Annotated in this window: 26 protein-coding genes and 1 tRNA gene; 8 read left to right on the top strand and 19 right to left on the bottom strand. The window is 64.5% G+C overall.

Features of this window, described 5'->3' with window-relative positions:
- The first annotated feature begins 325 nt into the window (after nt 1–325).
- Entirely contained in the window at nt 326–649 is a 324-nt protein-coding gene (locus tag VFG49_RS14085) for an H-NS histone family protein (protein ID WP_324861546.1), read from the top strand.
- 78 nt (nt 650–727) lie between these two features.
- Here the strand turns inward: VFG49_RS14085 and VFG49_RS14080 are convergent, their stop codons facing one another.
- Entirely contained in the window at nt 728–2,002 is a 1,275-nt protein-coding gene (locus VFG49_RS14080; RefSeq protein WP_324861544.1) for a threonine/serine ThrE exporter family protein, read from the bottom strand.
- A gap of 335 nt (nt 2,003–2,337) precedes the next feature.
- On the opposite strand from VFG49_RS14080, the gene VFG49_RS14075 reads away from it, so the two are divergent.
- From VFG49_RS14075 to VFG49_RS14060, 4 genes are all read left to right on the top strand, one after another.
- Complete coding sequence (locus VFG49_RS14075) at nt 2,338–4,107, top strand: glutamine--tRNA ligase/YqeY domain fusion protein (protein ID WP_324861541.1); 1,770 nt, start codon at nt 2,338–2,340, stop codon at nt 4,105–4,107.
- 24 nt (nt 4,108–4,131) lie between these two features.
- Nucleotides 4,132–4,689, top strand: a complete 558-nt coding sequence (locus tag VFG49_RS14070; RefSeq protein ID WP_324861539.1) for a nucleoside deaminase — start codon at nt 4,132–4,134, stop codon at nt 4,687–4,689.
- Nucleotides 4,686–5,417, top strand: coding sequence for a TVP38/TMEM64 family protein (locus tag VFG49_RS14065; RefSeq protein WP_324861537.1), 732 nt, complete (start codon nt 4,686–4,688; stop codon nt 5,415–5,417). The genes VFG49_RS14070 and VFG49_RS14065 overlap by 4 nt, the downstream gene beginning before the upstream one ends.
- 159 nt (nt 5,418–5,576) lie before the next feature.
- Nucleotides 5,577–7,427, top strand: a complete 1,851-nt coding sequence (locus VFG49_RS14060; RefSeq protein WP_324861535.1) for a hybrid sensor histidine kinase/response regulator — start codon at nt 5,577–5,579, stop codon at nt 7,425–7,427.
- A gap of 16 nt (nt 7,428–7,443) precedes the next feature.
- On the opposite strand, the gene VFG49_RS14055 is transcribed toward VFG49_RS14060, so the two are convergent.
- Nucleotides 7,444–9,180, bottom strand: coding sequence for a type VI secretion protein IcmF/TssM N-terminal domain-containing protein (locus VFG49_RS14055; RefSeq protein ID WP_324861556.1), 1,737 nt, complete (start codon nt 9,178–9,180; stop codon nt 7,444–7,446).
- 300 nt (nt 9,181–9,480) lie between these two features.
- On the opposite strand from VFG49_RS14055, the gene VFG49_RS14050 reads away from it, so the two are divergent.
- The gene (locus VFG49_RS14050; RefSeq protein WP_324861533.1) at nt 9,481–10,164 is read left to right on the top strand and encodes a response regulator transcription factor; all 684 of its coding nucleotides are present in this window, start codon (nt 9,481–9,483) and stop codon (nt 10,162–10,164) included.
- 98 nt (nt 10,165–10,262) lie between these two features.
- On the top strand, nt 10,263–11,315 hold the full coding sequence (phnD, locus tag VFG49_RS14045) for a phosphate/phosphite/phosphonate ABC transporter substrate-binding protein (RefSeq protein WP_324861531.1): 1,053 nt from the start codon (nt 10,263–10,265) through the stop codon (nt 11,313–11,315).
- Nucleotides 11,316–11,344: 29 nt separating this feature from the next.
- Here phnD and VFG49_RS14040 read toward each other — a convergent pair whose 3' ends face one another.
- The gene (locus VFG49_RS14040) at nt 11,345–11,869 is read right to left on the bottom strand and encodes a DUF3617 domain-containing protein (RefSeq protein ID WP_324861529.1); all 525 of its coding nucleotides are present in this window, start codon (nt 11,867–11,869) and stop codon (nt 11,345–11,347) included.
- A 365-nt stretch (nt 11,870–12,234) separates the two neighbouring features.
- On the opposite strand from VFG49_RS14040, the gene VFG49_RS14035 reads away from it, so the two are divergent.
- Complete coding sequence (locus VFG49_RS14035; RefSeq protein ID WP_324861527.1) at nt 12,235–13,674, top strand: HAMP domain-containing sensor histidine kinase; 1,440 nt, start codon at nt 12,235–12,237, stop codon at nt 13,672–13,674.
- A 76-nt stretch (nt 13,675–13,750) separates the two neighbouring features.
- Here VFG49_RS14035 and VFG49_RS14030 read toward each other — a convergent pair.
- From VFG49_RS14030 to VFG49_RS13955, 16 genes are all read right to left on the bottom strand, one after another.
- A tRNA-Lys gene (locus VFG49_RS14030) sits at nt 13,751–13,826 on the bottom strand.
- 58 nt (nt 13,827–13,884) lie between these two features.
- On the bottom strand, nt 13,885–14,571 hold the full coding sequence (gene queC, locus VFG49_RS14025) for a 7-cyano-7-deazaguanine synthase QueC (RefSeq protein WP_324861526.1): 687 nt from the start codon (nt 14,569–14,571) through the stop codon (nt 13,885–13,887).
- Nucleotides 14,572–14,728: 157 nt separating this feature from the next.
- Nucleotides 14,729–15,421, bottom strand: a complete 693-nt coding sequence (gene queE, locus VFG49_RS14020; RefSeq protein WP_324861524.1) for a 7-carboxy-7-deazaguanine synthase QueE — start codon at nt 15,419–15,421, stop codon at nt 14,729–14,731.
- A 10-nt stretch (nt 15,422–15,431) separates the two neighbouring features.
- On the bottom strand, nt 15,432–16,328 hold the full coding sequence (gene ybgF, locus VFG49_RS14015; RefSeq protein ID WP_324861522.1) for a tol-pal system protein YbgF: 897 nt from the start codon (nt 16,326–16,328) through the stop codon (nt 15,432–15,434).
- A complete protein-coding gene (gene pal, locus VFG49_RS14010) occupies nt 16,328–16,834 on the bottom strand; it encodes a peptidoglycan-associated lipoprotein Pal (protein ID WP_324861520.1) in 507 nt (168 codons plus the stop codon). The genes ybgF and pal overlap by 1 nt, the downstream gene beginning before the upstream one ends.
- A gap of 251 nt (nt 16,835–17,085) precedes the next feature.
- Nucleotides 17,086–18,408, bottom strand: a complete 1,323-nt coding sequence (tolB, locus tag VFG49_RS14005; protein ID WP_324861518.1) for a Tol-Pal system beta propeller repeat protein TolB — start codon at nt 18,406–18,408, stop codon at nt 17,086–17,088.
- Between the two features lie 11 nt (nt 18,409–18,419).
- Nucleotides 18,420–19,367, bottom strand: coding sequence for a cell envelope integrity protein TolA (locus VFG49_RS14000; protein WP_324861515.1), 948 nt, complete (start codon nt 19,365–19,367; stop codon nt 18,420–18,422).
- Entirely contained in the window at nt 19,364–19,801 is a 438-nt protein-coding gene (tolR, locus tag VFG49_RS13995; protein WP_324861513.1) for a protein TolR, read from the bottom strand. Before tolR ends, VFG49_RS14000 begins: the two co-directional genes overlap by 4 nt.
- Nucleotides 19,802–19,812: 11 nt before the next feature.
- The gene (gene tolQ, locus VFG49_RS13990) at nt 19,813–20,502 is read right to left on the bottom strand and encodes a protein TolQ (protein WP_324861511.1); all 690 of its coding nucleotides are present in this window, start codon (nt 20,500–20,502) and stop codon (nt 19,813–19,815) included.
- A gap of 30 nt (nt 20,503–20,532) precedes the next feature.
- Nucleotides 20,533–20,952 carry a tol-pal system-associated acyl-CoA thioesterase gene (ybgC, locus tag VFG49_RS13985; protein ID WP_324861509.1) on the bottom strand — a complete coding sequence of 140 codons (420 nt, stop codon included), beginning with the start codon at nt 20,950–20,952 and terminating at the stop codon, nt 20,533–20,535.
- Between the two features lie 87 nt (nt 20,953–21,039).
- Nucleotides 21,040–22,086 carry a Holliday junction branch migration DNA helicase RuvB gene (gene ruvB / locus VFG49_RS13980; protein ID WP_324861507.1) on the bottom strand — a complete coding sequence of 349 codons (1,047 nt, stop codon included), beginning with the start codon at nt 22,084–22,086 and terminating at the stop codon, nt 21,040–21,042.
- Nucleotides 22,087–22,243: 157 nt separating this feature from the next.
- Nucleotides 22,244–24,124 carry a potassium transporter Kup gene (locus VFG49_RS13975; RefSeq protein ID WP_324861554.1) on the bottom strand — a complete coding sequence of 627 codons (1,881 nt, stop codon included), beginning with the start codon at nt 24,122–24,124 and terminating at the stop codon, nt 22,244–22,246.
- Nucleotides 24,125–24,151: 27 nt separating this feature from the next.
- Nucleotides 24,152–24,751, bottom strand: coding sequence for a Holliday junction branch migration protein RuvA (gene ruvA / locus VFG49_RS13970; RefSeq protein WP_324861505.1), 600 nt, complete (start codon nt 24,749–24,751; stop codon nt 24,152–24,154).
- Nucleotides 24,748–25,266 carry a crossover junction endodeoxyribonuclease RuvC gene (gene ruvC, locus VFG49_RS13965; RefSeq protein ID WP_038620989.1) on the bottom strand — a complete coding sequence of 173 codons (519 nt, stop codon included), beginning with the start codon at nt 25,264–25,266 and terminating at the stop codon, nt 24,748–24,750. Before ruvC ends, ruvA begins: the two co-directional genes overlap by 4 nt.
- Before the next feature lie 38 nt (nt 25,267–25,304).
- The gene (locus VFG49_RS13960; protein ID WP_324861501.1) at nt 25,305–26,039 is read right to left on the bottom strand and encodes a YebC/PmpR family DNA-binding transcriptional regulator; all 735 of its coding nucleotides are present in this window, start codon (nt 26,037–26,039) and stop codon (nt 25,305–25,307) included.
- A 78-nt stretch (nt 26,040–26,117) separates the two neighbouring features.
- Entirely contained in the window at nt 26,118–26,762 is a 645-nt protein-coding gene (locus tag VFG49_RS13955; RefSeq protein ID WP_324861499.1) for an alpha/beta hydrolase, read from the bottom strand.
- Nucleotides 26,763–26,822 lie beyond the last annotated feature (60 nt).

Below are 26,822 nucleotides of genomic sequence, written 5' to 3'. Positions count from 1 at the left end.
TGGCCGCCGGCACGCTGGAATACCGCGCGCGCGCCGAGACCGAAGCCCGCGCCATCACGCAGGACGAGCTGTTCGCATTGCTGGGCTGAAAGACCCTTCACGCTGAAGAGAAACGGCCGCAAAAGCGGCCGTTTTTTATGGGTCCATCCAGATAATGCCGGCGCTTGCGCATGACAAATAGGCCACTATTACCCAAGATTAATGGGTCGCCATTCCAGGCGCTTTGCATGACGGGGATTTATCGGTGAGAATCGAAAGACTTACATGAGCGCGTCGCCCACATTGGGGGCCTGCATTAGCCAAACCCATTCCCCGGGAGTTACTTATGGCAGTTGACATCAAAACCCTCAATCACAATCAGCTCAATGAGCTGATCAGCAAAGCGCAGACCCGCCAGCAGGAATTGCGCAAGGAAAAGGTTGCCAAGCTGCGCGACAAGATCCAGGCGCTGATCAAGGCCGAGGGCTTTACGTTCGAGGACGTCTTTGGTCATGCCCGCGCCGGCAAGAGCCGCCGCGGCGGCACGGTGGCGCCGAAATACCGCAACCCTGCCAATCCCGAGCAGACCTGGTCCGGTCGCGGCAAGCGCCCGCGCTGGTTCAACGATGCATTGAAGGCCGGCAAGAAGGAAAAGGACCTGGCGATCTGATCGCTGCTTTTTCCTGGTAGTACCGATAGAAACGCCGGCCCATTAATGCCGGCGTTCTTCTTTTTTGGATTATCTGTATCAGAGCGATCGGCGTGGCGCGATTAACAGGTCGCCAAACAAAAGGCCGGCAACCAGCGCAATCAGCAATGTCACCAGCAGCAATCCGGTATCCATGCCCAGGCTGTTGTCGCGTTCGAGCAAATACGAAACGCTGCGGAAACCCACGCTTCCCGGCACCAGCAGGATGATGCCCGGCTCGCGAATGACCGCGCCGGGACGATGCACGAATCGCGCGTAGAGATTGGCCAGGCTGCCGACGATCAGGCCGCCGAGGAACACGCCGAACGGCGCCGCCGGCAGCTTGCCCGCCAGGGCGCCGCCCCATCGCGTAGACAGGTAGCCAAGCACCACGGCAGCCATCACCACCAGCCAGTCGCGCCGCGCCGCACGGAAGGACACGGCGAAAGCGAAGGCACCCACCAGCAGCGCGGGATAGTCCGTCCACGCGGGCAATGGCGGCAGCGCGTAATCCCGACCTTCGATGGACAGCGCATTGCACAGCTGCGTCGCTGCCACGGTGCCGAAGGTGAGCTTGATCAGCGTGGCAATGGCACCGCCCATGCGCGCCACACCCGCCACCAGGTGCTGGCTGGATATCTCGCGCACCGCGGTGGTGAGGGCCATGCCTGGCATCAGCACGATCAGGCCGGCGAGGATCACCGACTTGATCGCCAGTGGCACCACGAACTGACTCACCACGATGGCGATGACCGTGGCGACCAGGGCACTGATGGCCTCGCTGGCCACCGCCAGCCGCGGCCGCGTGGCGGAGAGCACGGTGATGATGCCGATGATCAGGCCGATCAACGCCGAGGTGATGAGATCAGCCCACGAGCTGTGCAGCAGCAGGGCCACCACACTGGCTGCCGCCAACGCGTAGCTGGCGATCACTCCGGCTTGCGCGCGGCGCGTCTCGGGACGCCCCAGGTCTCGCAGCCGGCGGAAGCCTTCGCGCAATTCGATGTCGCCCGCGATCACCTTGTCGGCGATCGCGTCGGCCTCGCACAGGCGACCAAGGTTCACATCGCCCGGCGCCAGACGCATCACCTGGGTGACCTGCGCCACTCCATCCTCGCCCTGGCTCAGGTCCGTGAAGGAAATGATGATGGCCGTGGGACTGGACCAGACGTCCGCCGCCAGGCCCAGCCGCTGCGCCGATCCGCCGATGGCGCCCTCCAGGCGCGGCGCGGCCGTGCCGTACTGGTGCAGGCGGCGGGCCAGTTCCAGCAGGAAGGCGATGCGTGTATTGAGCGGCGCCGCTGCCAGCGGGGTCAGCACAACGGAAGGATTCATCGTGCGCGGAACCCGGTCGGGTCCGCCGCTGGCGGCAAGAGAGTCGGCATGACCGTAGTAAACCTTATTGCGCGGGCCATTGTCAGCGGCCGCTTCGCACGTGCGCGTTTCCCGTAGGAGCGCACCCAGTGGGCGGTGGGCGGCGGTGCGAGACCGTGGGCGAGAGCCGCCCTCTCCGGGGACCGCTCCTCGCCGCTCGTGCGCTCCTGTGTTCCTCCCACCGCTTATCGCGCACTGGGTGCGCTCCTACGGGGTGATGAAAGCCCGGGAAACACCCCTACCTTGGACAGGGTAAACTTCGCAGTTCCGCCACCTCGTACGAGTTTCGAGTTCCGATGTCTACCGAAAAAGCCGCCGTTGAACCCACGCCCTCGCCCGCCGCTCCGCAGGTCGAAGGACAACGGGACTTCATCCGCCAGATCATCCGAGAGGACCTGGCCACGGGTAAGCATCACGACATCCGCACCCGTTTCCCGCCCGAGCCCAACGGCTACCTGCACATTGGCCACGCCAAGGCGATCTGCCTGAACTTCGGCATCGCCCGTGAATTCACCGGCTGGTGCAACCTGCGCCTGGACGACACCAACCCGGGCAAGGAAGACCCCGAGTTCGTCGAGGGCATCAAGGACGACGTGCGTTGGCTGGGCTACGAGTGGCACGACCTGCGTCACGCTTCGGATTACTTCGAGGTGTTCTACGACTCCGCGATCAAGCTGATCCAGGACGGCGTGGCCTACGTCGACGACCTGAGCCCGGAAGACATGCGCGCCTATCGCGGCACGCTCACCGAGCCGGGCCGGCCTTCGCCGTTCCGCGACCGCAGCGTGGAAGAGAACCTGGACCTGTTCCGCCGCATGCGCGCGGGCGAGTTCCCCGATGGTTCCAAGACGCTGCGCGCGAAGATCGACATGGCTTCGGGCAACATGAACATGCGCGACCCGGCGATCTACCGCATCCGCAAGGTGGCGCACCAGAACACCGGCGACGCATGGCCGATCTATCCGATGTACGACTACGCGCATTGTCTTTCCGACGCGCTGGAAGGCATCACGCATTCGCTGTGCACGCTGGAGTTCGAAGACCACCGTCCGCTGTACGACTGGTTCGTCGACAAGGTCGACCTGGTCAATCATCCGGAGCTGTGGCAGCACCTGCGCGAAGGCGGTTTCCGCACCGAGCCGGCCAAGCCGCGGCAGATCGAGTTCTCGCGCCTCAACCTCTCCTACTCCATCACCAGCAAGCGCAAGCTCGCCCAGTTGGTGAACGAAAACCTGGTGGATGGCTGGGACGATCCGCGCATGAACACGCTGCGCGGCCTGCGTCGTCGCGGCTTCACGCCGGGTGGCCTGCGCCTGCTGATCGAACGCCTGGGCGTGAGCAAGCAGAACAGCATCATCGACTACTCGATCCTCGAGAACTGCATCCGCGAAGACCTCGACGCCACCGCGCCGCGCCGCATGGCCGTGCTCGAACCGCTCAAGCTGGTGATCACCAACCTGCCGGATGGCTACGAAGAGACACTCACGTTCTCCAACCATCCGAAGGACGAGAGCTTTGGCACGCGCAACGTGCCGTTCTCGCGCGAACTCTGGATCGAACGCGAGGACTTTGCCGAAGTGCCGCCGAAAGGCTTCCATCGCCTGAAGCCCGAAGGCGAAGTGCGCCTGCGCGGCGTGGGCATCGTCAAGTGCGACGAGCTGGTGAAGGACGCCGACGGCAATGTCATCGAGCTGCGCTGCACGCTCGATCTGGAGTCGCGCCAGGGCATGCCGGGCGCCGACCGCAAGGTGAAGGGCACGATCCACTGGGTGAGCGCGAAGCATGGCGTGGCGACCGAAGTGCGCGTCTACGATCGCCTGTTCAACGTGGCCGATCCGGATGACGAAAGCGATGGCAAGACCTGGATCGAGCACATCAATCCGCACGCCAAGCGCGTGGTGCACGCATGGCTTGAGCCCGCTGCGGCGTCGGCGGAGCCGGAGCAGCATTTCCAGTTCGAACGCCTGGGTTACTTCGTGGCCGATCGCCTCGACCACAAGGCCAATGCGCCCGTGTTCAACCGCGCCGTCACGCTGCGTGACGCCTGGGCCAAGCAGGCCGGCTGACGCTGGCGTCACGGGATCGTTGCCATGCTGCCACTTCAAATACACCTGACCCTGCCGCCGTGGATCGGCGACGTGGTCGATGAACAGAAGCGTTACGTCACCGATGAGGAACGCGTGGCTCTGGCGATCGAGCTTTCACGACGCAATATCGAACATGGACACGGCGGCCCGTTCGGCGCCGCGGTGTTCAATGCCGAGGGACGCGTGGTGTCGGTAGGTGTCAACCGCGTGGTACCGCAAACGTGCTCGGTCGCGCACGCTGAAATGATGGCCTACATGGCCGCGCAACAGCGCCTCGCTGCGTTCCGCATCAATGAAGGCGGCGGCCGTTACACGTTGGCCACCAGCGCACAGCCGTGTTGCCAGTGCTACGGCGCCACCGTGTGGGCCGGCGTGGACGAACTGCTGATCGGTGCACGCGCCGCGGACGTGGAAGAACTCACCGAGTTCGACGAAGGTCCGCTGCCGGCAGACTGGGTGGGCGAGCTCGAACGTCGCGGCATCGCGGTCCGGCGAGACATCCTGCGCGAGGATGCGCGCAGCGTGCTGGCCGCCTACGGACAAAGCGGACAGCACTATTGAGCCGCCTGCGCGCTGCCCTCCCGCTGGTGCTGCTGGTCATCGCCGGCATCGTGATGTTCAGCTCAGGCGTGTTCGATCGCCTGCATCCCGAGCAACTGGTGGCGCACCAGGCCCAGCTGCGCGCCGACATCGACAGCGCCCCCTGGCTTAGCCGCATCGCCTTCATCGGCCTGCTCACGCTGGCGATGTCCACCGGCATTCCCGGCACGGTCGTCATCATCATGGCCGGCGGGTTTGCCTTCGGTAAGCTCGAAGGCAGCGTCTACGGCTCCGTCGGCCTCACCCTGGGTACATTGATCCTGTTCCTGGCCAGCCGCTACGCGTTCGGCGCGGGCAGCAAGCACCCGCCCGCCATCGTGGACAAGCTGCACCACGGCTTCGAGCGTCACCCGGTGGCCTACACCATGTTCCTGCGTTTCATCCCGGTGGCACCGTTTGGCCTGATCACCGTGGGACTGGCGTGGCTGCGCTGTCCGTTATGGCTATTCCTGGGGGCCAGTTGGCTGGGTGGCACGGTCTCCCTGATTTTCGAGACATCCATCGGCGCCGGCCTCGGCGAGGCGCTCGCCAATAGCCAGGGACACTTCGGCCTTGGCCTGCTGATGCAGCGCTCCGTATGGCTTCCGCTCAGCGCCATCGGCCTGCTGGCGCTGCTGCCGCTGCTGGTTGAACGGCTCAGTCGCCTGCGTCGGCGATCCAAGCTTCCCGTGGCCAATTCCCACGACTGATCGCACAAAACCCCTCGGCCAATGGGCTAGCTGTCCTACCCGGTGATTCGCGCTAGGCTGACGCGACCTGGCGCAAGAAGCGGCGGGGGAAGGGAACACGGCCAAATGGTTGCAGGGGCGAACTCCCGGGCACGGCGTTGGTGGCGGCGCACGTCGTTGATGCAACGACTGGCCCTGGTTGCGCTCGTGCCCACGCTGGTGACGGCCACGCTGCTGGTCGTCATGCTCACGCGCCACCAGCTGACCAGTCTGCGCGACATGGCGCAAATCACCGCGGACGCCATCGCCACCCAGGCCGCATCAGTATCCACCGCGCCCCTGCGTGACATGCAGCGCCGCGAAATGGTGCGCATCGCCGAATCCATCGGCGACCTGCCCCACGTGGCGCGCGTCCAGATACGCGCGGCCGATGGGGAGATCCTGGCCGACAACCTGGGCCGCAGCGGCGGCAGCAATGCCGAAACCCTCACCGTCGTGCGCGATGTGGTCGACACCGAACAACCCGGGCATCCGGTGCTGGGGTCGGTGATGGTGGATGTCAGCCTGGCTGACGCCATTGCGGCCCAGCAGGCCAGCCTGCGCAACGGACTGGTCGCACTCGCGCTCAGCATGCTGGTTGCCGCGATTGTCGGCTGGCAGGCCGCGCGCTGGATCAGCGCACCCTTGCGTCGGCTCGTGTCGGCCGTGCATCAGCTGGGGCGCGGCGATCGTCATGTCGAAGTGGAAGTGACTGACCAGACGGAAATCGGCGAACTGCAACGCGGCTTCAACAGCGCTGCACTGGCCCTGTTCGACGTCCAGCGCAGCATGGAAAAGGAAATCGAGCACGCGACCGTGGAGCTGGCGCGCAAGAACGCCGCCCTGGAGGCTGCCAGTGTCGCCAAGGCGCGCTTCCTCGCCGCCGCTTCGCACGACCTGCGCCAGCCGCTTTACGCCCTAACGCTGTTTTCTTCCTCGCTGGCGGAAGACGAGCGCGATCCCGTTCGCCTCGACCGCATTGCGCACATCCAGGAATGCGTGGAAGCGCTGGATCACCTCTTCAGCGAACTGCTCGATCTATCGCGACTGGAAACAGGCGCGATGCAGATCGAGATCACCGAATTCCCGCTGGACCAGGTGCTGCAGGAAGTCAGCCGCAACTTCCGCATGATCGCCGAGCAGCATGGCCTGCGCCTGATCATGCGCGCCACCGACCTGTGGGTACGCAGCGACCGCACGATGCTCGCGCGCATCCTCAACAACCTGGTGAGCAACGCGCTGCGCTACACCAATGAAGGCGGCGTGCTGGTGGTGGCACGCCAGCGACTCGATGGCACCGTGCGTATGGACGTCTGGGATACCGGTACCGGCATTGCTCCCGAGCACCAGTCGCGCGTGTTCGACGAGTTCTATCGCGTGGAATGCCACAGCAGCCACGAACACGACACCGGACCACGCCGCGGACTCGGTCTGGGGCTGGCGACGGTACAGCGTCTTGCAGAGCTGCTGGACACGCAGGTGGAACTGAAATCCACGCCAGGCCGTGGCAGTGTCTTCAGCTTCCACCTGCCCGAAGTGCCTGCGCAACAAGTGGCCCACCCGATGGATGACGAGGCGCCGCTCGATGTCTCGGGCATGCGCGTGCTGGTCATCGATGACGAGCCGGCCATCCTTTCAGGCATCCGCTACCTGCTGCGCAGCTGGGGTTGCGAGGTCGCGGTCGCGGAAGATCGTACCCAGGCACTATTGGCCGCCGAGGATTGGCCGATGCCGCCGGACATCGTGATTTCCGATCTGCGCCTGCGTGATGGCGAGAGCGGACTGGACGTGCTGGCCGCGCTCGACCTGCACTACGGGCGCGATGGCAATGCGCCCTTCCCGCGCCTGCTCATTACCGGCGAAACACGCAGCGATCGTCTCCGCGAAATCATGGCTGCCCGCATCCCGGTGCTCTACAAGCCCGTTTCGCCGGAACAGCTGCGCGAAGCGATGGTGGCCGCATGGGCGACCACGCGGGCCACGACGGCCTGAGTGCATCCGGCCTGCGTCAGTTCTCGATGGCGAGACGACGGGCCAACAAACGATCCGCCGGCAGGAAGCGACCAAACAGGTCGTCGACGAAATCGCCACCTGGCGCATTCGAGCGCGCGCCACCCGTGAGGTAAAGGCCGCACCAGAGCAGGCGGCGGTCTCCGGCCTGGTCACTCACCATCAAGCGGTCAAGGAAGATCCGCAGGCCTCGCTGCAATCCGGGCAGCGACTGCAGGAAGCTGAAGATTTCACGGCGCCGTTGCGCATCGCGCTGCACGGCCAGGGCCGCCACCGCCGCGTCCTTCAGCCTGGCATGGAGGTCATCCGCAGGGAGGTCCATGCGTCCCGATGGGTATGGGCCAGGTGCGCGGGAAATGCGTACGCCGAGGACGCGCCGGAAAGCGGCCGACGGCAAGGTGGTGCGGAAGGTGGCATGACCAGGCAACGACTCCATGCCCGTCACCACGACATACAGGGGAAGCTGCAGTTGCAGGTGTCGCGCCGCTTCGCTGGCCATCTCGCGCAGGCGTTCAGCACGCAGGCTTACCTGCGCCGGCGATTCCTGCAATGTCTGCGCCGCGATACAGATCACGATGCCGTCGAGCGGCAGCTTGCGGCGTTCGCGCGCCAGCAGTGAAAGTGCTTGTGACCAGGGGGATGCCGCGTCCCGCGCCTGTCCCGTCAACTGCACGATCCGCCCACCAGGTTCCAACGCAACCACGGAGCGAAAAGTCCACCAGTGCCAAGGTGTCGACGCCCCGTTGCCCGACTGCGTACGGGCATGAGGAGCATGTGCGGCAGCCTGCAGCAGGCTGCGTACTTCCGCGGGACTGTCACCGAGGAACATCACCCACGGATGGCGCGACAATCGTCGCCACCGACCCCGACGACGAAACGGATGCAGCACGGCACCCCGCACGCGCCGGGTTGCTTCCATCACCGCACCCCACAGGTCGCCGATGCCGTAGCCCGCATCCGGGTGGGCAGCCACGCGCGTGTGGGCGCGCATGGCCACCAGGCGGTGCCAGGCAAGCGCAAGGCCCCAGCCCATCGTGCAGACCACAGCCAGACCCAGGCCCAGCACGTACCAGACCTGTGCCGGAATGCTGTGGATGTATGCAGGGGCGACGAAAGACACCAGCACAAGCAGGACGATCGTCGCGGCCACGAACTGCATGGAGCGTCGCCCCGTCCACGACGAAGGCAGATGCAGGGTGGGCAGGCCGGGGGCGGCGTAGGGTTGTGGCGTAACGGGTTCGCGCTGCAGCGATTGCAACAGGCTCGATGCCGTAGTGCGGGGCCGGCAATACAGCGCCCTGATCCTTCCCAGCTCGCCGCTGTCGCCTTCCTCGTAGTAGTACTGGCCCGCGTAGCCGAGCAAAAGCGCCATGCTGAAGACTTCACGTACTTCTTCGGCGTGCGCTGGCAGGCGCGCCAACAGGTCGAAGAATTCGCTGGCCGCCTCGGCGGTATTGAACAACTCCGACTGCAGTGCGCCCGCCTGGTTCTTCCATGCGCGCTGCCGCATCACGACTTCATCGAACCACGCCACGGCCGCAAAGGCGGCCATCTCCACGTCGGTCAACGGCTTGCCTTCGGCAAGCGCGCGGCTGCGTGCCTCGTGGACAATGTCGCGCGCACGGGCCTGTACCAGCGCAAGCTCTCCCGCACCTGCTGGCGTACCGGCCTGCTCGTCGATGAGCAGGCCATAAGAGAACAGGGGTGCGTAGCACTCCAGCAGTCGCATGTGCATCACGTCTATGCTTCCGGTGTCGCGACTACGCACTTCGCCTTCACGTCATCTTCCGGTTTCATGGAAGCAGGCCAGCAGAAACACCGGTTTTTTCCACCGCCGCCGCACGTCATGATCGCGCGCATGCGACTCCCCCTTCGCAACGCATCGATTCTCGGGGCCCTGCGCCGGGCCGGCCATATGACCTTCTGACTAGGCCGTTCGTGGGCGTCTTACGGTTGCCGTAGACACGTGCTGGGGCTATGTTTCGCAAGCGGATCAGCGGCGATGGGAGCGCCGTGCCGCGCCATGGGGAAGGACATGCGCATACTGATCGCGGACGACCATCGACTGATCGTCGAAGGTGTCAAGCTCAAGCTGGGTGAGCTTGGGCCGGATACCGAATTTGTCACTGCCATGGACATGGCCGAACTGCGTGAAGCGATCCATTCGCCGGACACCGCGTCGCTGTCACTGGCACTCATCGACTTGGCCATGCCGGGCGTGCATGGCAACGAGCACCTCACCGAATTCATCGAGCATCAGCCTCAGGTGCCTGTCATCGTGCTTTCCGGTTCGGAAGACCCGGGACTGATGAAGAACCTGCTCGCCATGGGCGTGCAGGGTTTCATCCCCAAGGCCTATTCCCCCGACGTCATGCTTTCCGCCGTGCGCCTCGTGCTGTCCGGCGGCGTCTACGTACCGCCGCTGATGCTGCAGGAGCGCGCCGATGGCGTGGCATCCGGCATGGCGACCGCGCAGACGCCCTCTCCTCCGGCGAACGCCGCCGACTCCCTGGAAGAGCGTCTGCGGAAACTGCTGACGGAACGCCAGATCGACGTCCTGCGGCTGCTTTCGCAGGGCAAGCCCAACAAGCTGATTGCGCGTGACCTGGGAATCAGCGAAGGCACCGTCAAGATCCATCTGGCCGCCATTTTCCGCGCGCTCAACGTCCGCAATCGCGTGGAGGCGGTGGTAGCGTCGCGACGCATCAGCGGCCTTTGACCTTCACCCGGCACCGACGGCCACGGCATATGCTCCGCATACCTCGGCATCGGACTTGTCCATGGCCGGGCACATCGAGCGACGCAGGAGACGCGGCCTTGCCGACGGGACGGATTGCCAGGCTGTGGCACCACTCCATCCGGGTGGCCTTCTGCTTTCTGCTGTCGCTCCACGCGCTGGGCGCCCGAGCCGGGGAACCTCCCGAGCATGCCCCGCCGCCCGCCAAGCACATCAGCGCACTCACCTTCGGCATCCTGCCCATTGGCGGTCCATCGGAATCGCTGACGGCTTGGCGCCCGATGCTGGACGACCTGAGTCGGATCCTTGGATTGCCGGTCCACAGCCTTTCAGTAAGCACCTATGAAGGCCTGGCGCAGGCATTGTCGGAGGAGCGCGTGGATTTCGCCTTCGTGTCAGGCCGTCTCGCCCTGGACGCGGTCATCCACGATCACATGCAGGTGATCGCCCAGCTCACCCGCACCAATGGTTCGCGCGGGTACTACTCGGTGCTGCTGGTCGCCAAGGATTCCCCGCTGCACAGCATCGACGACCTGATGCGCCAGCCCGGTCGCCTGCGCTATGCGCGCGGCGAAGTGCTCTCGGTGTCGGGCTACCTGGTACCGGAGACGCAACTGTTCGCCAACCGGCGACTGGACTCGGACACCTTCTTCACCAGCGTCACGGTGGACAACCACCAGAACAATGCGCTGGCCGTGGCGAACAACGAAGTGGATGTCGCCACCAACAACACGGCCGACCTGGAACGTTTCGCCAAACGCTTCCCGGACCAGTATGCGCGGCTACGCGTGCTTTGGACGTCCAGCCTGATTCCGCACGCCGTGGTCGTGATCCGCACTGATCTTCCGCCCGAATTGCGCGAGCGCGTGACCAACGCGCTTACCTCCTACGCCAAGGGCAAGAACGCGCAGGCGGAACTGGCCAAGCTGCAGCTGATCCACGACATCAGCGGCTTCACTCCCACCGGCAATGAAACCCTCGTACCCTTCGCGGACATCGAATTCAATCTGGACCGCCGCCGCGCGTACAGCGCGCAGTGGGTCAGCGAAGCGGCCATGCAGGCGCGCCTGCACAAGATCGATGCCGAACACCAGGCGCTGGTACGCCAGCTGATGGCACCGACCTCACCCTGACCCGTCGCTTCGAAGCGGCGCAGCAGGCTTCAGTGGCGCTGCTGCATGTCCTTGACGTTCATGGTCGTGCCATTGGGCATCACCATGTCGCCCGGCTTCTGGCCTGCGGGACACGCGCCCACCCAGCGCCCCTCGCTGCTCATGCTCACGTCGCTCTTGCCCATCACCGCCGGCTCGTACTTCATGTGCCCATCGGTGTGGTACGCGGTATCGCCATCGAACTTCGTTTCGCTGTGGCTGGTCATGCTGACCGCGCCGCTGGGCATGTCGAGCTTGCACACCGCATCGGACACGACGGTGGTGCCCTGCACGCTGATATTGAACTTGCTGCACATCTGCCCGCTCATCTGCGAGCCCATCTTGTACATGGCCTGGTCGGTCTCCGCGTCCAGGCACAGCTTCATCACCTGCGCATGACCTCCCATGCCAGTCGTCTGCATTTCCCACAGGCCCGGCTTGCGCTTGGGCATGTTGGCGGGAAGGTCCTGCGCCATGGCGGCGCTGGCAAGACCCAGCAGGGAGACGGCAAGCAACAGACGGCGTGATGCGGACATGAGTATCTCCAATCGGCCCGATGGACCATGCGACTGCGGAAGGTAGCGCCAAACGGCGGCCGCGTCATGCGACCGATTCGCGGGAGCCACGCACTGCGACGCAACATGACGCCGCACCTAACAAATAGACCGTTAGCACTATGGCGCCTCGCGCTAGAACGAAGTGCTTATCGAGAGGGCGCCGCGATTTCTTTAGAGTGTCATACAGGGCATGCAAGGAAACGACGTGCCCGGCGAAGGCCGTTCCATTGCCTCCTGACGCGAGCCACATCATGCAGCCGATTCCAGCCATGCCCTGCTACAGGACACCGCGGCAATGCGTTGGCGGGCGGCCGCCCTGTCCCTTGGCAAGGGGGGCGTGACGCATGGAGTCGCGTCAACGCCTGCTTCCCCGCTTGTTCATCGATGTGATTCTGCCCAGCACGATCGCCGCGCTGGCGCTTGTGCTGGCACTGTGCGTGCAGCAGACGCATAACCTCGGCGAACGGGCCGACGCTTCCGTGACGCTGCGCATGGAACGCCTGGCGGGCGAATTGGACGGCAGCGACGCCGTGTCTCCCCAGGCGATGCTGGACACCGCCTTGCGTGACGGCCAGACCGATCACCTGCGACGCATCGAACTGCATCGCGCCGCTGGTGGCCTGTGGGCCAGCGGCGCGGCCTCGGCAGTAACCGGCGGCGCCACGTATCGCACCGAACTCCACGATCGCGGGCATACGTCCTCGTGGCTCAGCATGCAGGTCGATACGACCCCGTTGCGTCGCGCGCAGGCCATGATCTGGTTGCTGGGGGCGCTATGCGCAGCGGGCATCCTCGTCCTCGCCTGGTTGGCTCGGGTCACCTTGCGCCATCGCGTGGCCCAGCCGCTATCCCAGGTGCAGGATGCCCTGCATGAACTGGTCAACGCGCGCCACCCGGCCATCGACGCCACGCCGATAGGTGCCGAGTTCTCCGATATCAGGCTCACGCTGCAGCGCTTGTCCGAGCTGCAGGAAGAACAACGGCGCGACTGGAGCGCGCTGCAGCACGACAATGCGGTCGAAGCACTCGACCGTTTGCGGCAGAGCCAGGCTGCCACGCGCAGCAAATCGCAGTTCATCGCGCTGGTCAGCCATCATTTCCGCCAGCCGCTACAGGCGCTGGAGCTGTTCGCCGGCGGCGTCGAAGGCGGCACCGAGGAAGAACGCCAGTCACTGTTCCGGCAAATGCGCACCAGCATCGGCGCGATGACCCGCCTGCTCGATGCGCTGCTGGAAATTTCGCGGCTGGACGCCGGCGTCATTGCCGTGAAGCCCACCGGCTTCTCGGCCGCCGAATTGTTCATGCGCGATCGCTCGTCGCTCAATCATGAGGCGGCACAGCACAACGTCACGCTGGTATGGCGCGGCAGCCACCACCAGGTGCACGGCGACGCCGAAGTGGCCGCCAACCTGCTCTATCAGCTTGCCAGCAACGCCATCAGCAACGCTCCGAACGGCCGCGTGCTGATCGCCGCGCGCCGTCATGGCCATGCCATTCGCATCGAAGTGCGCGACAACGGTCCCGGCATCGCGGTGATCCATCAGCAGCGGATCTTCGAAGAATTCGTGCAACTGCAGGCGAGCGAGAACGAACGCCGCGGCGGCTACGGCCTGGGCCTCGCCATCGCCGAGCGCCTGGCCCGCCTGCTCGGCACCCGCATCGGCCTGCGCTCCGAACCCGGCCGCGGCAGCACGTTCTGGTTCGAACTGCCCCGCATGCCCGCCATGGAGCGTCACTCGACGATCCGCAAGCCTTCCTCGCCGGCGTGGCGCCAGGCGGGATGAGCGCGCTTCAGGCCGACAGCAAACGCATCCCTTAAGGCAAAAAAAGACCCGCGAAATCGCGGGTCCTCGAATGCTTTGGTGGGCCGTCCGAGATTCGAACTCGGGACCAATAGATTAAAAGTCTACTGCTCTACCGACTGAGCTAACGGCCCATTCAAAGGCAAGCCCGTAATTTTATGGGTTGGACGCCGACGGCACAAGCAAGTCCGTTCAGATATAGCGGGTCGGGTCCGGCAGACCGGCCGCCGCGAAACCCTGGGAACGAAGCAGGCAGGCGTCGCAATGGCCACAGGCCCTGCCCTCGTCGTCGGCCTGGTAGCAGCTCACGGTTGCCGAGAAATCCACGCCCAGGCGGCCGCCTTCGCGGGCTATGTCGGCCTTGCTCATGCGCATCAGCGGGGCATGGATGCGGATACCGGCACCTTCGACGCCGGCCTTGGTGGCCACGTTGGCAAGTTGCTCGAACGCTTCGATGAAGGCCGGACGGCAATCGGGATAGCCCGAATAATCCACGGCGTTCACCCCACACCAGATGTCGGCCGAACCGAGCACCTCGGCCCAACCCAGCGCAATCGACAGCATGATGGTATTGCGCGCCGGCACGTAGGTGACGGGAATGCCTGTATCGCCAGCCTGGTCCAGCGGCACATCGATGTCGGCGGTCAAGGCGGAACCGCCGATGGAGCGCAGGTCCACCTGCACCGTCTTGTGCTCGAGCGCTCCAAGCATGCGCGACACACGCTCCGAAGCCGCCAACTCCGCGTTGTGACGCTGGCCATAGGCAACGCTCAGCGCGTGCACCTGATAGCCCTGTTCACGGGCGATGGCGATGGTAACCGCCGAATCCATGCCGCCGGAGACAAGCACGACGGCCTTGCGGGGAGATGATTGAGACATGGTTTGCATCCACTCCAAGGTTCAGACCGGTGATCCGGCCGAAAGGCGCCACCAGCAACACAGGCTGGCGCGCAGAAAGCGAGGAGTGAGTGAAGAGGAGTGAGAAGTGAGAGAGTCTTTTCTACTTTTCCTCACTCCTCTTCACTCACTCCTGAATTCAATGCCCGGGCTGGTCGTTCCACAGCAGCTTGTGCAGCTGCAACTGGAAGCGGACGTCGAGCTTGTCCTCGATGATCCATTCGGCCAGCTCGCGTGGCTGGATCGCGCCATGCACCGGCGAGAACAGCACCATGCAGCGCTCGGCAAGCTTGTGCTCCGCCACCGCTGCACGCGCCCATTCGTAGTCTGCGCGGCTGGCGATGACGACCTTCACCTGGTCGTGCGGCAACAGACGATCGATATTCGACCACAGGTTGCGCTTGGACTCGCCGGAGTCGGGAGCCTTCAGGTCCATCACCTTGCGCACGCGCGGATCGACCTCGGAGACATCCAGCGCGCCGGACGTTTCCAGCGAAACATCATGACCCGCATCGCACAGGCGCTTCAGCAGGATCAGGCAGCGCTTTTGCGCCAATGGCTCGCCACCGGTCACGCACACGTGTCGCGCACCATGCGAAGCCACTACGGCGACGATGTCGTCGATGCCCTGCCAGTTGCCACCGTAGAACGAATACTCGGTATCGCACCACACGCAGCGCAGCGGACACCCGGTGAGACGCACGAACACCGTGCGCCAACCGATCGCATCGGCTTCGCCCTGGATCGAATGGAATATCTCGGTGATGCGCAGTCGCTCTGCCGGAGCCTGCTCAGGCGTGGTGGCGACCACGCTCTTGTCACTACCAGTCACACCAACAACCTCAGTTGGCCGGCTGCAGCTGCAGGCGGCGCAGGCGTTCCTGGGCCAGACCGGCCGCCTTGGAACCCGGGTACTTGGCCGTAACGTTCTTCAATGTCGCCTTGCCGGCATCGACCTGCTTGAGCTCGATCTGGCTGTAGCCCACCTTGAGCAAGGCGTCGGGCGCCTTCTCGCTCTGAGGGAACTGGCTCAGCAGACGCTGGAAGGCCTCGAGCGCCACCGGATAATTCATCGTGACGTAGTACGACTCGCCCAGCCAGTAATAGGCATTGGGCAGCAGCGGACTGTCGGGATATTGCTGGATGAAGCCGCGAAAACCGCGCGAGGCCGTTACGTAGTCGCCGCCACGCAGCGACTTGAAAGCCTCGTCGTAGGCTGCTTGCGCGCCCGCGGCATTGGCCGGTGCACCACCCTTGGCCCCTGCCGTTCCGGCTGCGGCAGCACCGGCGGCAGCCGCCTTGCCAGCCTTGCCGGTATCTGCGGGAGCCGGGGCCTGAGGGGCCACCGTGCTACCGGCCGCAGGCGGCGTAGTCGTGTTGGACGCATTGCCCGGATTGTTCGCCGCCGCTCCGGCGCCACCTTCAAGGTGACCCAGGCGCGAATCGAAGTCCGTGGCTTGCGCCTTGTTCTTCTCGTTCGCTTCCTGCAGCTGATGCTGCAGTTCTTCGACTTGTCCCTGCATCTGCTGCAACTGGGACTGCAGTGCCTGCACCTGGTTGACCAGCGTGGTGCCGCCCTGGTTCTGGTTCTGTGCCTGCTGCTCCAGCCGCGAGACGCGGTCGGCCAGACTCAGGCGGGAATCCTGCGCGAATGCCGGGACAACAAAAAGCATGGCGGACGCGATTGCGCCCGCCATGCTCATCCTGGCTGTGAAGCTGTTAGCCAGTTGCTTCTTCATTACTTCGCCGTGTAGACGATCTCGACGCGACGGTTCTTGCTCCAGCAGTCTTCGTTGTGCTCACGGCACACCGGCTTTTCCTTGCCGTACGAGATCACGTTGACCTGGCTGGCCGAACCACCGTTCGACTGCAGGGCGCTGGACACGGCGTTGCCGCGGCGCTCGCCGAGGCCGAGGTTGTACTCGCGGGTGCCGCGCTCGTCAGCGTTGCCTTCCAGGCGGATCTGCGCCATCGGGCGATCCTGCAGGTACTTGGCGTGGCACGCCATGATCTGCTGGAACTCCGGCTTGATTTCGTCCTTGTCGAAATCGAAGTACACAACGCGCTGACGCAGGCATGCGTCGGTATCGAGATCGGCCGGGGTGTACTTGTGGCCAGTCTCGGCCGGCTGCGCCATCGGCGGCTGTTCCGGCTGCGGCTGCGGCTTGACTTCTGCCTTCTTCGAACATGCGGCCGCGCCAACGCAGAGCAGGGCGACCAGGGCAACGCGAACGGTCTTATTCATGGTGGACGTTCCTTCAAACGGGTTTGAGTTCCGACAGTCAATGATGATTGCGGTTTCGGGACAGTTTCGCCGGTGGACCGGCTGTTATTTTGACATTTTTGCTGCCGGCGGTGCGCTGTCTCGCAACCACCTGGCCCGCCAACCGCGACGGATTGCCACGGTCGGCTAGCGATTTGACCCGGTGCATGTCGTTTGAGGCTTCACGTCCGGATCACATGGTCGTGACGCTCGCGCGCCACGGCATGAACTGTTCAACGCTGGCGATAGGGACCCCAAGCGGGCTCACGAACGTCGCCGTCGGCGAGCACCAGGCGCTGTCGGACCAGACCGTCGGCGGACACGGCATAAAGCACACCGCGACGACCTTCGGAGGCGGCATACAGCAGCATGCTCGCATTGGGCGCGAAACTCGGGGTTTCGTCGATCGGACCCGGCGAGATGAAGCGCACCTGCCCACCCAGACTGCGATCCATAATGGCAATACGATACACGTTCCCGTTGCCCTGCACCATGGCGATCTGCTTGCCGTCGTAGCTGACCGAGGCGTTGGCGTTGAACTGGCCCTGGAACGTGATGCGATCTGCCCCACCGCCACCGGCAGGCATCTGGTACAGCTGCGGTCGACCGGAGCGGTCGGAGGTGAAGATGATGCTCTGGCCGTCCGGCGTCCAGCGCGGCTCGGTGTCGATGGCCAGGTTGTTGGTCAGGCGCGTTTCCGCACGCGAGCCCACATCCATGACGTAGATCTCGGGATTGCCCTGGTAGGACAGGGCCAGCGCCAGCTTGCTGCCGTCCGGCGACCAGGCCGGTGCACCGTTGATGCCCTTGGCACGCGCGGAAATGAGCTGGCGCGAACCCGTGGTGATGTCCTGCACGTAGATCGCCGAATTGCCACTCTCGAACGACACGTAGGCAATCTTGCGACCGTCCGGCGACCACGATGGCGACAGCAGCGACTCGCGCGAGCGCGCCACCACCTGCGGGTTATAGCCGTCCGAATCGGCCACGATCAGCGAGTAGGTCGTGTTGTTGCCCAGGCCCACGGCGGTTATGTAGGCGATGCGCGTCCAGAAGGCGCCGCGCACGCCAGTGATCTTTTCGTAGATCGCGTCGGCGATCTGGTGGGCGACGCCACGCAGGTCACCCGCCGGCGCGGTATACGCCTGTGCCAGCAGGCTCTGCTGGCGGTTCACGTCCCACAGTTCGTACTCCACGCGCATCATGCCGCCACCGGCATCGCTGATGCGGCCCACGGTGATGTAGTCCTGCTTGAGCAGTCGCCAGGTGGCGAAATTGATGTCCGCGCCCTTGGAGGGCGTCTCGACGATTTCGCTCTTCGCCAGCGAACGGAATTTGCCCGAACGGTTGAAGTCGTTGCGGATGACATCTGCCACGTCGGTGGGCAGCGGTGCTCCGCCCTCCTGGGCAAACGGCACGACGGCAATCGGCGTGGCCGACTTGGTCACGCCCTCGACCGTGCCGGTCAGGGTTTGGGCCTGCGCAAACGCTCCGCTTGCGAACAGCAGGCCCAGCAGACCAAGCAATAGGATTAGATACCGGGAAGGATTCTTCATAAGGTGCTCACCTATGGCTTGAAATACATATCGACGCTGCGACTGAAGACACTTTCAAATCCCTTGTAAGGCAACGTGCTGGCCCGCATCGCGGCATCTTCGACCGACTTCCTGCCGGCATCGTCGAAGGGACAACTGGAATCGACCTTGGCGCTCAACACCTGCCCGCCAGGCAGCTGGATGATGTGGAGCAGGCACTGCTGATTGGGGGGAATGTTATCCGGCCCGATCCAGTTCTGTTTGAGCGTATTCTGAATCGCCGCGAGGTATTGCGCCCGCAGCCCACTGTCCGGGCCGTTCTGACCGGTCTGGCGCTGGGCGGCATTGGGAACATCGGGAACCCCGTTGTCCTGCGCGTTCTGCAGGTCCTGCATCTGCTGCTTGGCCTGGTTGGCCTTGTTTTGCGCCTGCTTCGTCGACTTGTCCGCCGCGTCCATCTTGGCGAACAGTTCGTCGAGTTTCTTCTTCTCTTCTTCCTGCTTCTGCTTGGCCGCCTGGGCGTCCAGTTCGGCGGCGCGCTGGCGTTGCTTCTCTTCCTGTTCCTTCTTGGCGTCTTCGGCCTTCTGGATGCCCTCGGCCACCACCTTTTCCTGATCCTTGGTATCGGGATGCTCGGGCGGGGGCGGCAGGGTCTTGATCTTCGGGGTTTCTTCCGAAGGCGGCGGCGGCACGCTGGGCGGGGGCGGCACGGTTTCCGGCACCGGCTTGGCCTTGGCTGCCTTCGGCGGGGGCGCACCGGTGACACCGATCAATTCGGCCTCGATGATTTCACCCTGCAACGACACCGGCTTAGTACAGGCGATCGGGTTCCAGCTCTCCGGCAGGTGCAGCGTCTGGAACAATTCCTCGTAGAACGAGCACGGAATCACCGCGAGGGCCAGAAAGCCCACGATGCCCAGATGCAGGATGGCGGAGAGAACGACCGCCTTGGATGTGCCCTTGGGGGAGTCGGCCCTCATTTCTTGCTGCCCGACTCCGGCGCGCTCATCAGTCCCACCTTGGCCACGCCGGCCTGCTGAAGCTGGGCCAGCACCTGATACACGCCGTCATATTTGCCATCACGGTCGCCCGCCACCAGCACGCTGACGTTGGGGTTGGCCTTGACGAAGGCGCCCACCTTGACCTGCATGGTCTGGGCGTCGACCGGCTGCTTCTTCTCGGTGCCCAGCGTCAGATACAGCTGGCCGTTCTGGTCGACCGAGACAATCACCGGCTCCTTCTTGTCCTGCAGCGACTTTGCATTCGCCTGCGGCAGGTTCACGTCGACGTTCGAATTCATCATCGGCGCGGTGACCATGAAGATGATCAGCAGCACCAGCATCACGTCGATGTAGGGAACGACGTTGATCTCGGATTTGAGCTTGAGGCGCTTGTGGCGCGCGGAGCTACGCATTGCTCATGCCCTCAAGCAGCTGCATCGTCGGTCTGGATCTGCCGCTGCAGCACCGAGGAGAACTCTTCCTGGAACACCTCGTAGCGGGAAGCGACGCGCTCGACCTTGTTGGCGAAACGGTTGTACGCCCACACCGCCGGAATGGCGGCGAACAGGCCCATGGCGGTGGCGATCAGCGCTTCGGAAATGTGCGGAGCCACCACGGCGATGGTGACGTCCTTCATTTCGCCCAAGCCCTGGAAAGCGCCCATGATGCCGATGACGGTACCGAACAGGCCCACGTAAGGGCTGATCGAGCCGACGTTGGCGAGGAACTCCAGGTTGCGCTCGAGGCGACCGATCTCGCGCGTGCCTGCCACGCGCATGGCTCGCTCGGAACCCTCGATGACGATGCGCATGTCATGCGTCTTGCGCTGGCGCTGGCGAACGAATTCGCGGAAGCCGGACTCGAACACGGTTTCCATGCCGCCGTTGGCCGCACCGCGATTGCTCACCTCACGAAACAGCTGGGCGAGGTCGGCGCCGGACCAGAAGCGTTCCTCGAAGCTCTCCGCTTCCTCCATCGCCGCTTTCAGCTGCGAGACCTTGCGGATGATGATGACCCACGAAAGGAACGAGAGGACCAGCAGCGCCAGCATGACGAACTGGACCAGGATGCTCGCTTCCGCGACCAGCTTGAAAATGTTGACTCCACTGTTCATTGCTCGAAGGTTCTCCAGCGCACGTACTGATTAGGGGGAAAGGCCGGGGATGAGGTCGGCCGGAATCTGCACCGGACGCATGCGGCGAACATCGACGCACGCCACACGCACCTTCGCGCGGATCAGCTCCGCGCCGTCCGCCCGGCGGATCGTCTGGGCGAAAAGGATACTGGCTGCGCGCCGCTCTTTGACTTCCACGCTTACCGACAGTTCATCATCCAGCAGGGCCGCCCTGAGGAAATCGATCTGCATTTCCCGGACCAGGAAGGCCAAGCCGGTGGATTCCTTGACGACCGACTGGCTGATGCCCATCGCCCGTAGCCATTCGCTGCGGGCACGCTCCATGAAACGCAGGTAGCTGGCGTGATAGACCACGCCACCCGCATCGGTGTCTTCCCAGTAGACACGGACGGGCCAGGCGAACGGTTCGGCGGGATTATCGGCGGTCATGGCAGCAAGCGTGGGTCAGGACAGGTGAGCGGCGGGCGAAGGCTACCAACGGGAGGGAACGCCATGACGGCCCACCCTCCCCCTGGCTCAGACATCGTCGTCGCGGGCGAACAGATCCGCCGCCATCGGCTGGCGTGGCGGCGGATTCAAGCCCAGGTGGCGCCAGCCCTTGGCGCTGGCCATGCGTCCGCGGGCGGTGCGGATCAGGAAACCCTGCTGGATCAGATAAGGCTCGACCACGTCTTCCAGGGTGCCACGGTCTTCGCTCAGCGCCGCCGCCAGTGACTCGACACCCACGGGGCCGCCATCGAAGCTCTCGATGATGACGGACAGCAGACGACGATCGAGTTCATCGAAACCCTCGGCATCGACCTTGAGCATGTCCATGGCGGCACGCGCGGCGACGTGCGTGATCTGGCCATTGGCGCGAACTTCCGCGTAGTCGCGAACGCGACGCAGCAGGCGATTGGCAATACGCGGCGTACCGCGCGAGCGGCGGGCGATCTCCTGCGCGCCCTCCGGCTCACAGGCAATGCCAAGGATGCGCGCGGACCGGCGCACGATGGCGGTGAGCTCCTCGGGCGTATAGAACTCCAGGCGCTGCACGATGCCGAAGCGATCGCGCAGTGGTGCCGTGAGCAGGCCCGCGCGGGTCGTCGCGCCGATCAGGGTGAAAGGCGGCAGATCGAGTTTGATCGAGCGGGCCGCGGGACCCTCGCCGATCATGATGTCGATCTGGAAGTCTTCCATCGCCGGATAGAGCACTTCCTCGACCACAGGCGAAAGTCGGTGGATTTCGTCGACGAAGAGCACGTCATGCGGCTCGAGGTTGGTCAGCAGCGCCGCGAGATCGCCGGCACGCTCGAGCACCGGGCCCGACGTGGAGCGCAGGTTGACGCCCAATTCGTTGGCAATGACATGGCTCAGCGTGGTCTTGCCGAGTCCCGGGGGCCCGAAGATAAGCACGTGGTCCAACGCGCCGCCACGCTTTTTTGCCGCCTCGATGTAGATCGACAGCTGCTCGCGCACGGCCTGCTGGCCAAGGTATTCGGACAGCCGTTTTGGACGGATGGACGCCTCAAGTGCGTCATCGTCCATATGGGCAGAGGCGGTCACGATGCGATGCTCGGTCATGGGTGCGGATTATGGCAGCGCTTGGGTTGCAGCGGCGCGGCAACGGGCGCGCATTCGTGCCCGATTTGGCTCAAAACAGGCACCATCCAGGAAAAAAGTGTGACTGGTGCTGTCCCGCCGGAATCCCTGCCTTCGCAGGGGTCCGGATCCGGCCCCGTCAGATCTCGACCTGTGCGCCCAACTCGATCAGTCGATTGCCCGGAATCTGGAAGAAGGCAGTGGCCGGCAAGGCATTGCGCGCCATGAAGGCGAACAGCTTGTCACGCCACAAGGCCATGCCGGGGCGCCGGGCGTCCGCGATGATGTTTTCGCGGGACAGGAAGAACGTGGTGTCCATCATGTCGAACGGCAGGCCGACCTTGGAGCACTTGGACAAGGCAAACGGAATGTTCGGATCCTCGGCGAAGCCGAAGCGCAGCTCCAGGCCATAGAAATCGCCACCCAGCTCGCTGATCTCGATGCGCTCGCCCGGATCGGCCGTCGGAATTTCCAGCATTTCCACCGTCAGCAGCACATTGCGCTCGTGCAGCACCTTGTTGTGCTTGAGGTTGTGCAGCAATGCGTGCGGCACGGCGTGCTGGTTGGCGGTGAGGAACACGGCGGTGCCTGGCACGCGCAGCGGCGGATGCTCGGCGATGTTCTCGATGAAGGGCTCCAACGCAAGGCCCGATTGCTTGATCTCGCGCACTACCAGCTCGCGGCCACGACGCCACGTGGTCATCACGATGAACACGCCCACGCCCAGCACCAGCGGGAACCAGCCGCCGTACTCGATCTTGATCAGGTTGGCGCCCAGGAACGACAGGTCGATGGTCAACAGCAGCATGCCCGCGAGCACTACGGCGAGGCGGCTCCAGTGCCACATGCGGCGTGCCACGATCAGCGCCAGGATGGTGGTGATGGTCATGGTGCCCGTCACCGCAATGCCGTAAGCCGCACTCAGGCTGTCGGAGCTGCGGAAACCCACCACCGCGGCCAGCACCATCACCAGCAGGAAGTTGTTCACCCACGGCACGAAGATCTGGCCGGACATCTCACGCGAGGTATGCACGACCGGCATGCGCATGGAATAACCCAGCGACATCGCCTCGCGGGTCATCGAGAACGCGCCGGAGATCACCGCCTGAGAGGCGATCACCGTCGCCACGGTAGCGAGGCCGATCATTGGATACAGCAAAGGCTCGGGAGTGAGCTTGAAGAACGGGTTGTCGATGGCCTCAGGGTGATCAAGCAGCAATGCGCCCTGCCCGAAGTAGTTCAGCACGAGTGCCGGCAGCACGAAGCTGAACCACGCCAGGCGAATCGGCCGCTTGCCGAAATGCCCCATGTCCGCGTAAAGCGCCTCTGCTCCAGTAAGCGCCAGCACCACACCGCCCAGCGCAATGAACGCCTGGAAGCCGTGGGTGAAGAAGAACTTCACGCCATAGTAGGGATTGAGCGCCAGCAACACATGCGGATTGCGCGCAATCATATTCACGCCCAGCAGCGCGATGACGACAAACCAAACCACCATCACCGGCCCGAACAGCTTGCCCACGCGCTCCGTACCATGCCGTTGCAGCGTAAACAGCAGGAACAAGATCACCGCGGTGATCGGCACGACCCATTTATCCAAATGCGGCGCGGCGACTTTGACGCCCTCTACCGCCGATAGCACAGAAATCGCCGGCGTGATCACGCCATCGCCGTAGAACAGCGCGGCGCCGAAGATACCGATGATGGCCAACGCCCAGCGACTGCGTGCATCGCCCTTCACACTGCGCAGGGCAAGTGCGAGCAGCGCCATGATGCCGCCCTCGCCCTTGTTATCCGCGCGCATGATGAATACGACGTACTTCAGCGACACCACGATGATCTGCGCCCAGAAGATCAGCGACAACACGCCGAAGATACTTTCCATGGTGGGCGGACCACCGTTTTCGTGGTGCAGCGTGGTCTGCAGCGTATACAGCGGGCTGGTACCGATATCGCCGTAAACGACGCCGATGGCGCCCAGCGCCAGCGCAGCCAGGCGTCGCTTGGCGTCAGCGTCCGTCATGCCGTGGGTGGAATCTGGGGTCACAAGTCAGTTCCCGAGTGCGGCGCGCAGCGCCTTGCGGATGATCGATTCGGCGGTGTCGCCTTCGGCGGCCACCTTCTGCACCAGGCGGGTGACTTCCGCCGGCTTGTAACCAAGCTGCTGCAAGGCGACGGTCGCCTCACCGGCGGGGTCGAGCGGCGCGCCATTCACGGCGGGGCCGGTGCCTGGCAGCGTGACGGCCAGGCCATCCACGCGATCGCGCAGCTCCACCACCATGCGTTCGGCCGTCTTCTTGCCGATGCCGGGAATCTTGGTCAACGCCACCACGTCGCCGGTCTGCACCAAGCGCGCGAAATCGTGGGTGGACACGCCGGATAGCACGGCCAGCGCAATCTTGGCGCCGATGCCGCTGACCTTCTGCAGGTTGCGGAACAGCACGCGCTCCGCCTCGTGCATGAAGCCGTACAACGCCACGCTGTCTTCCTTCACGGCATAGTGCGTGAGCAGCGTGACTTCCTTGCCGGTGGGTGGCAGATCGTAGATGGTGGACATCGGCGCTTCGAGCTCGTAGCCCACGCCACCCACCTCCACCAGCAGCCACGGCGGCTGCTTGGACACCAGGATGCCGCGAAGGCGACCGATCATCGGCGCCTCCATGCGGTGCGCGGGATGCCTACGCGCTGCAGGCTGGCACGCGTATGCGCGTGCGTGACGGCAATGGCGAGCGCGTCCGCAGCATCGGCCTGCAACGGCCCCTTGAGTCCGAGCAGGACACCGATCATGTGCTGTACCTGGGTCTTGTCGCCTCGGCCACTGCCGACCACGGCCTGTTTGACTTCTGTCGCTGCGTACTCGTGCACCGCGATCCCCTGACTGACGACCGCGCAGATCGCGGCTCCCCTCGCCTGCCCCAGTTTCAGTGCCGAATCGGCATTGCGCGCCATGAACACGCGTTCCACGCCGCACTCATCCGGTCGATGGGCGGCGATGATGGCACACAGCTCGTCAAAGATGCGTTTCAGGCGCAGGGGAAAGGTGGCCTCGCCGGCTACTGCCAGCGCGCCATGGAAAACATGGGACAGCTTGCCGCTGGCGTCGACATCGATGATGCCGACACCGGTGCGCTGACTGCCCGGATCGATGCCGATGATGCGTGTCATGAGCTTGTCTTCGCCAGGCCGGGCGAGCGACGTACGGGCTAGCTCGCCGCCTCGGCGGGCAGCAGCGCGTTATGCGACACCTCGCTGACATCGTCGAGAGCGTCGAGCTTTTCGAGCAGGTCGAGCAGCGATTCCAGCGCCTCCTCGGGCACGGGCACGCGGTTGGTGGGACGCATGCCGACACCAGCATGCTGCGCACTCAGGCCGGCAGCGGCCAGCGCCTGCTGCACGGCTTCGAAATTTTCCGGCGAACACAGCACGATGCTTTCGCCGTGCTCGTTCACCACGTCGTCGGCGCCGGCGTCCAGCGCCGCTTCCAGCACCTTCTCCTCGGCCGCCTCGTTGCCGCCAGTGGCGAACACGAGCTCGCCCAGCCGCGCGAACTGGAACGACACCGAGCCGGAGGTGCCCAGGTTGCCGCCGTGCTTGGTCAGCGCGTGGCGCACATCGGCCACGGTGCGGGTCGGGTTGTCGGTGAAGCAGTCGATGATCAGCGCGATGCCGGATGGGCCATAGCCTTCGTAGCGCAGCTCTTCCATCGAGGCGCCACCATCGGCACCCGAGCCGCGCTTGATTGCGCGCTCGATGGTGTCCTTGGGCATGTTGGCCGACAGGGCCTTGTCCACGGCCGAACGCAGGCGCGGGTTGAGCGACGGGTCGGGCACGCCGGCGCGCGTGGCGACGGTGATTTCGCGGATCAGCTTGGTGAATACCTTGGCGCGCTTGGCGTCTTCGGCATTCTTGCGGCCTTCGATGGACGGGCCTCTACCCATGGCACTTCCTGCAGTCTGGCTTAACGGACAAGAAGCGGATTGTATCGCCTCCGGGCGGGAGGCTAGCAAGCGGGCAGATCAGCCAACCGCCTGGGCCTGGTCAAAATGGCCCCGATGGAGAAACTGCGTCACCTGACGGGCGGCCTCCGGCGAGAACAGCAGGCCGGTGTGGTTGGTCTCGATCACGCAGTGATCCGCCAGGCCCGGCAGGCGCGTCTCATCCACGGTCACGCAACCGTCGTTGTCGCCATCGAACTGCCCGATCACCGCGCCCAGGCCCAGCGACATGCGCCCCGCCACCATGCCGATCTCACGCGCGCCGGTCCACTGGTCGAGCCCGTGCTCCAATAGCTCGCGGTTGTGCCCGAGCAGCACCTCGCCGCCCTTGCCCATACCGGCAAAACGGCGCGCCGCCGCACTGCCCTTCAGCGGCGAACCCAGGCATACCACGCGGCCGGGCGGCAGCGGCACAGCTTCGGCGCAGGTGCGCAGGGCGAGTAGCCCACCGAGGCTATGGCCCACCAGGTGCACGGCATGGCCATCCTCGGCCAGCTCATGCATGCGCTCCTGCAGGCTGCCAAGAATGCGTTCCTGCGTGGCGGCCACGCTCATGTAGTCGAAGCGATGGACACGAAAGCCCGCTTCCATCAGGCGCCGATGCAGCATCAGCAGCGCGAAACCGCGCATCCACAGGCCGTGCAGGAGAATGACGTGTTCGGTCATGGTGCGTGCGGATCTTTCGTCGACGACGGGATGGATGCGCGAGCTGCCTGGCCCGGCCGT

The sequence above is a fragment of the Dyella sp. genome (assembly GCF_035685885.1).
GTDB lineage: Bacteria > Pseudomonadota > Gammaproteobacteria > Xanthomonadales > Rhodanobacteraceae > Dyella.
This window is presented reverse-complemented; position numbering and strand designations above follow the sequence as displayed.

Excerpts from the sequence above, each read along its gene's own strand:
- ybgC (WP_324861509.1), bottom strand. The coding sequence starts at position 20,952 with ATGACCGCCGATAATCCCGCCGAACCGTTCGCCTGGCCCGTCCGTGTC.
- ruvB (WP_324861507.1), bottom strand. The coding sequence starts at position 22,086 with ATGACCGAGCATCGCATCGTGACCGCCTCTGCCCATATGGACGATGAC.
- VFG49_RS14080 (WP_324861544.1), bottom strand. The coding sequence starts at position 2,002 with ATGAATCCTTCCGTTGTGCTGACCCCGCTGGCAGCGGCGCCGCTCAAT.
- VFG49_RS13955 (WP_324861499.1), bottom strand. The coding sequence starts at position 26,762 with ATGACCGAACACGTCATTCTCCTGCACGGCCTGTGGATGCGCGGTTTC.
- pal (WP_324861520.1), bottom strand. The coding sequence starts at position 16,834 with ATGAATAAGACCGTTCGCGTTGCCCTGGTCGCCCTGCTCTGCGTTGGC.
- VFG49_RS14000 (WP_324861515.1), bottom strand. The coding sequence starts at position 19,367 with ATGAGGGCCGACTCCCCCAAGGGCACATCCAAGGCGGTCGTTCTCTCC.
- tolR (WP_324861513.1), bottom strand. The coding sequence starts at position 19,801 with ATGCGTAGCTCCGCGCGCCACAAGCGCCTCAAGCTCAAATCCGAGATC.
- VFG49_RS14070 (WP_324861539.1), top strand. The coding sequence starts at position 4,132 with ATGCTGCCACTTCAAATACACCTGACCCTGCCGCCGTGGATCGGCGAC.
- VFG49_RS14085 (WP_324861546.1), top strand. The coding sequence starts at position 326 with ATGGCAGTTGACATCAAAACCCTCAATCACAATCAGCTCAATGAGCTG.
- VFG49_RS14075 (WP_324861541.1), top strand. The coding sequence starts at position 2,338 with ATGTCTACCGAAAAAGCCGCCGTTGAACCCACGCCCTCGCCCGCCGCT.
- VFG49_RS13960 (WP_324861501.1), bottom strand. The coding sequence starts at position 26,039 with ATGGGTAGAGGCCCGTCCATCGAAGGCCGCAAGAATGCCGAAGACGCC.
- VFG49_RS14060 (WP_324861535.1), top strand. The coding sequence starts at position 5,577 with ATGCAACGACTGGCCCTGGTTGCGCTCGTGCCCACGCTGGTGACGGCC.
- tolB (WP_324861518.1), bottom strand. The coding sequence starts at position 18,408 with ATGAAGAATCCTTCCCGGTATCTAATCCTATTGCTTGGTCTGCTGGGC.
- tolQ (WP_324861511.1), bottom strand. The coding sequence starts at position 20,502 with ATGAACAGTGGAGTCAACATTTTCAAGCTGGTCGCGGAAGCGAGCATC.
- ruvC (WP_038620989.1), bottom strand. The coding sequence starts at position 25,266 with ATGACACGCATCATCGGCATCGATCCGGGCAGTCAGCGCACCGGTGTC.
- VFG49_RS14035 (WP_324861527.1), top strand. The coding sequence starts at position 12,235 with ATGGAGTCGCGTCAACGCCTGCTTCCCCGCTTGTTCATCGATGTGATT.
- VFG49_RS13975 (WP_324861554.1), bottom strand. The coding sequence starts at position 24,124 with ATGACGGACGCTGACGCCAAGCGACGCCTGGCTGCGCTGGCGCTGGGC.
- ruvA (WP_324861505.1), bottom strand. The coding sequence starts at position 24,751 with ATGATCGGTCGCCTTCGCGGCATCCTGGTGTCCAAGCAGCCGCCGTGG.
- VFG49_RS14040 (WP_324861529.1), bottom strand. The coding sequence starts at position 11,869 with ATGTCCGCATCACGCCGTCTGTTGCTTGCCGTCTCCCTGCTGGGTCTT.
- ybgF (WP_324861522.1), bottom strand. The coding sequence starts at position 16,328 with ATGAAGAAGCAACTGGCTAACAGCTTCACAGCCAGGATGAGCATGGCG.
- VFG49_RS14055 (WP_324861556.1), bottom strand. The coding sequence starts at position 9,180 with ATGCACATGCGACTGCTGGAGTGCTACGCACCCCTGTTCTCTTATGGC.
- VFG49_RS14050 (WP_324861533.1), top strand. The coding sequence starts at position 9,481 with ATGCGCATACTGATCGCGGACGACCATCGACTGATCGTCGAAGGTGTC.
- queC (WP_324861526.1), bottom strand. The coding sequence starts at position 14,571 with ATGTCTCAATCATCTCCCCGCAAGGCCGTCGTGCTTGTCTCCGGCGGC.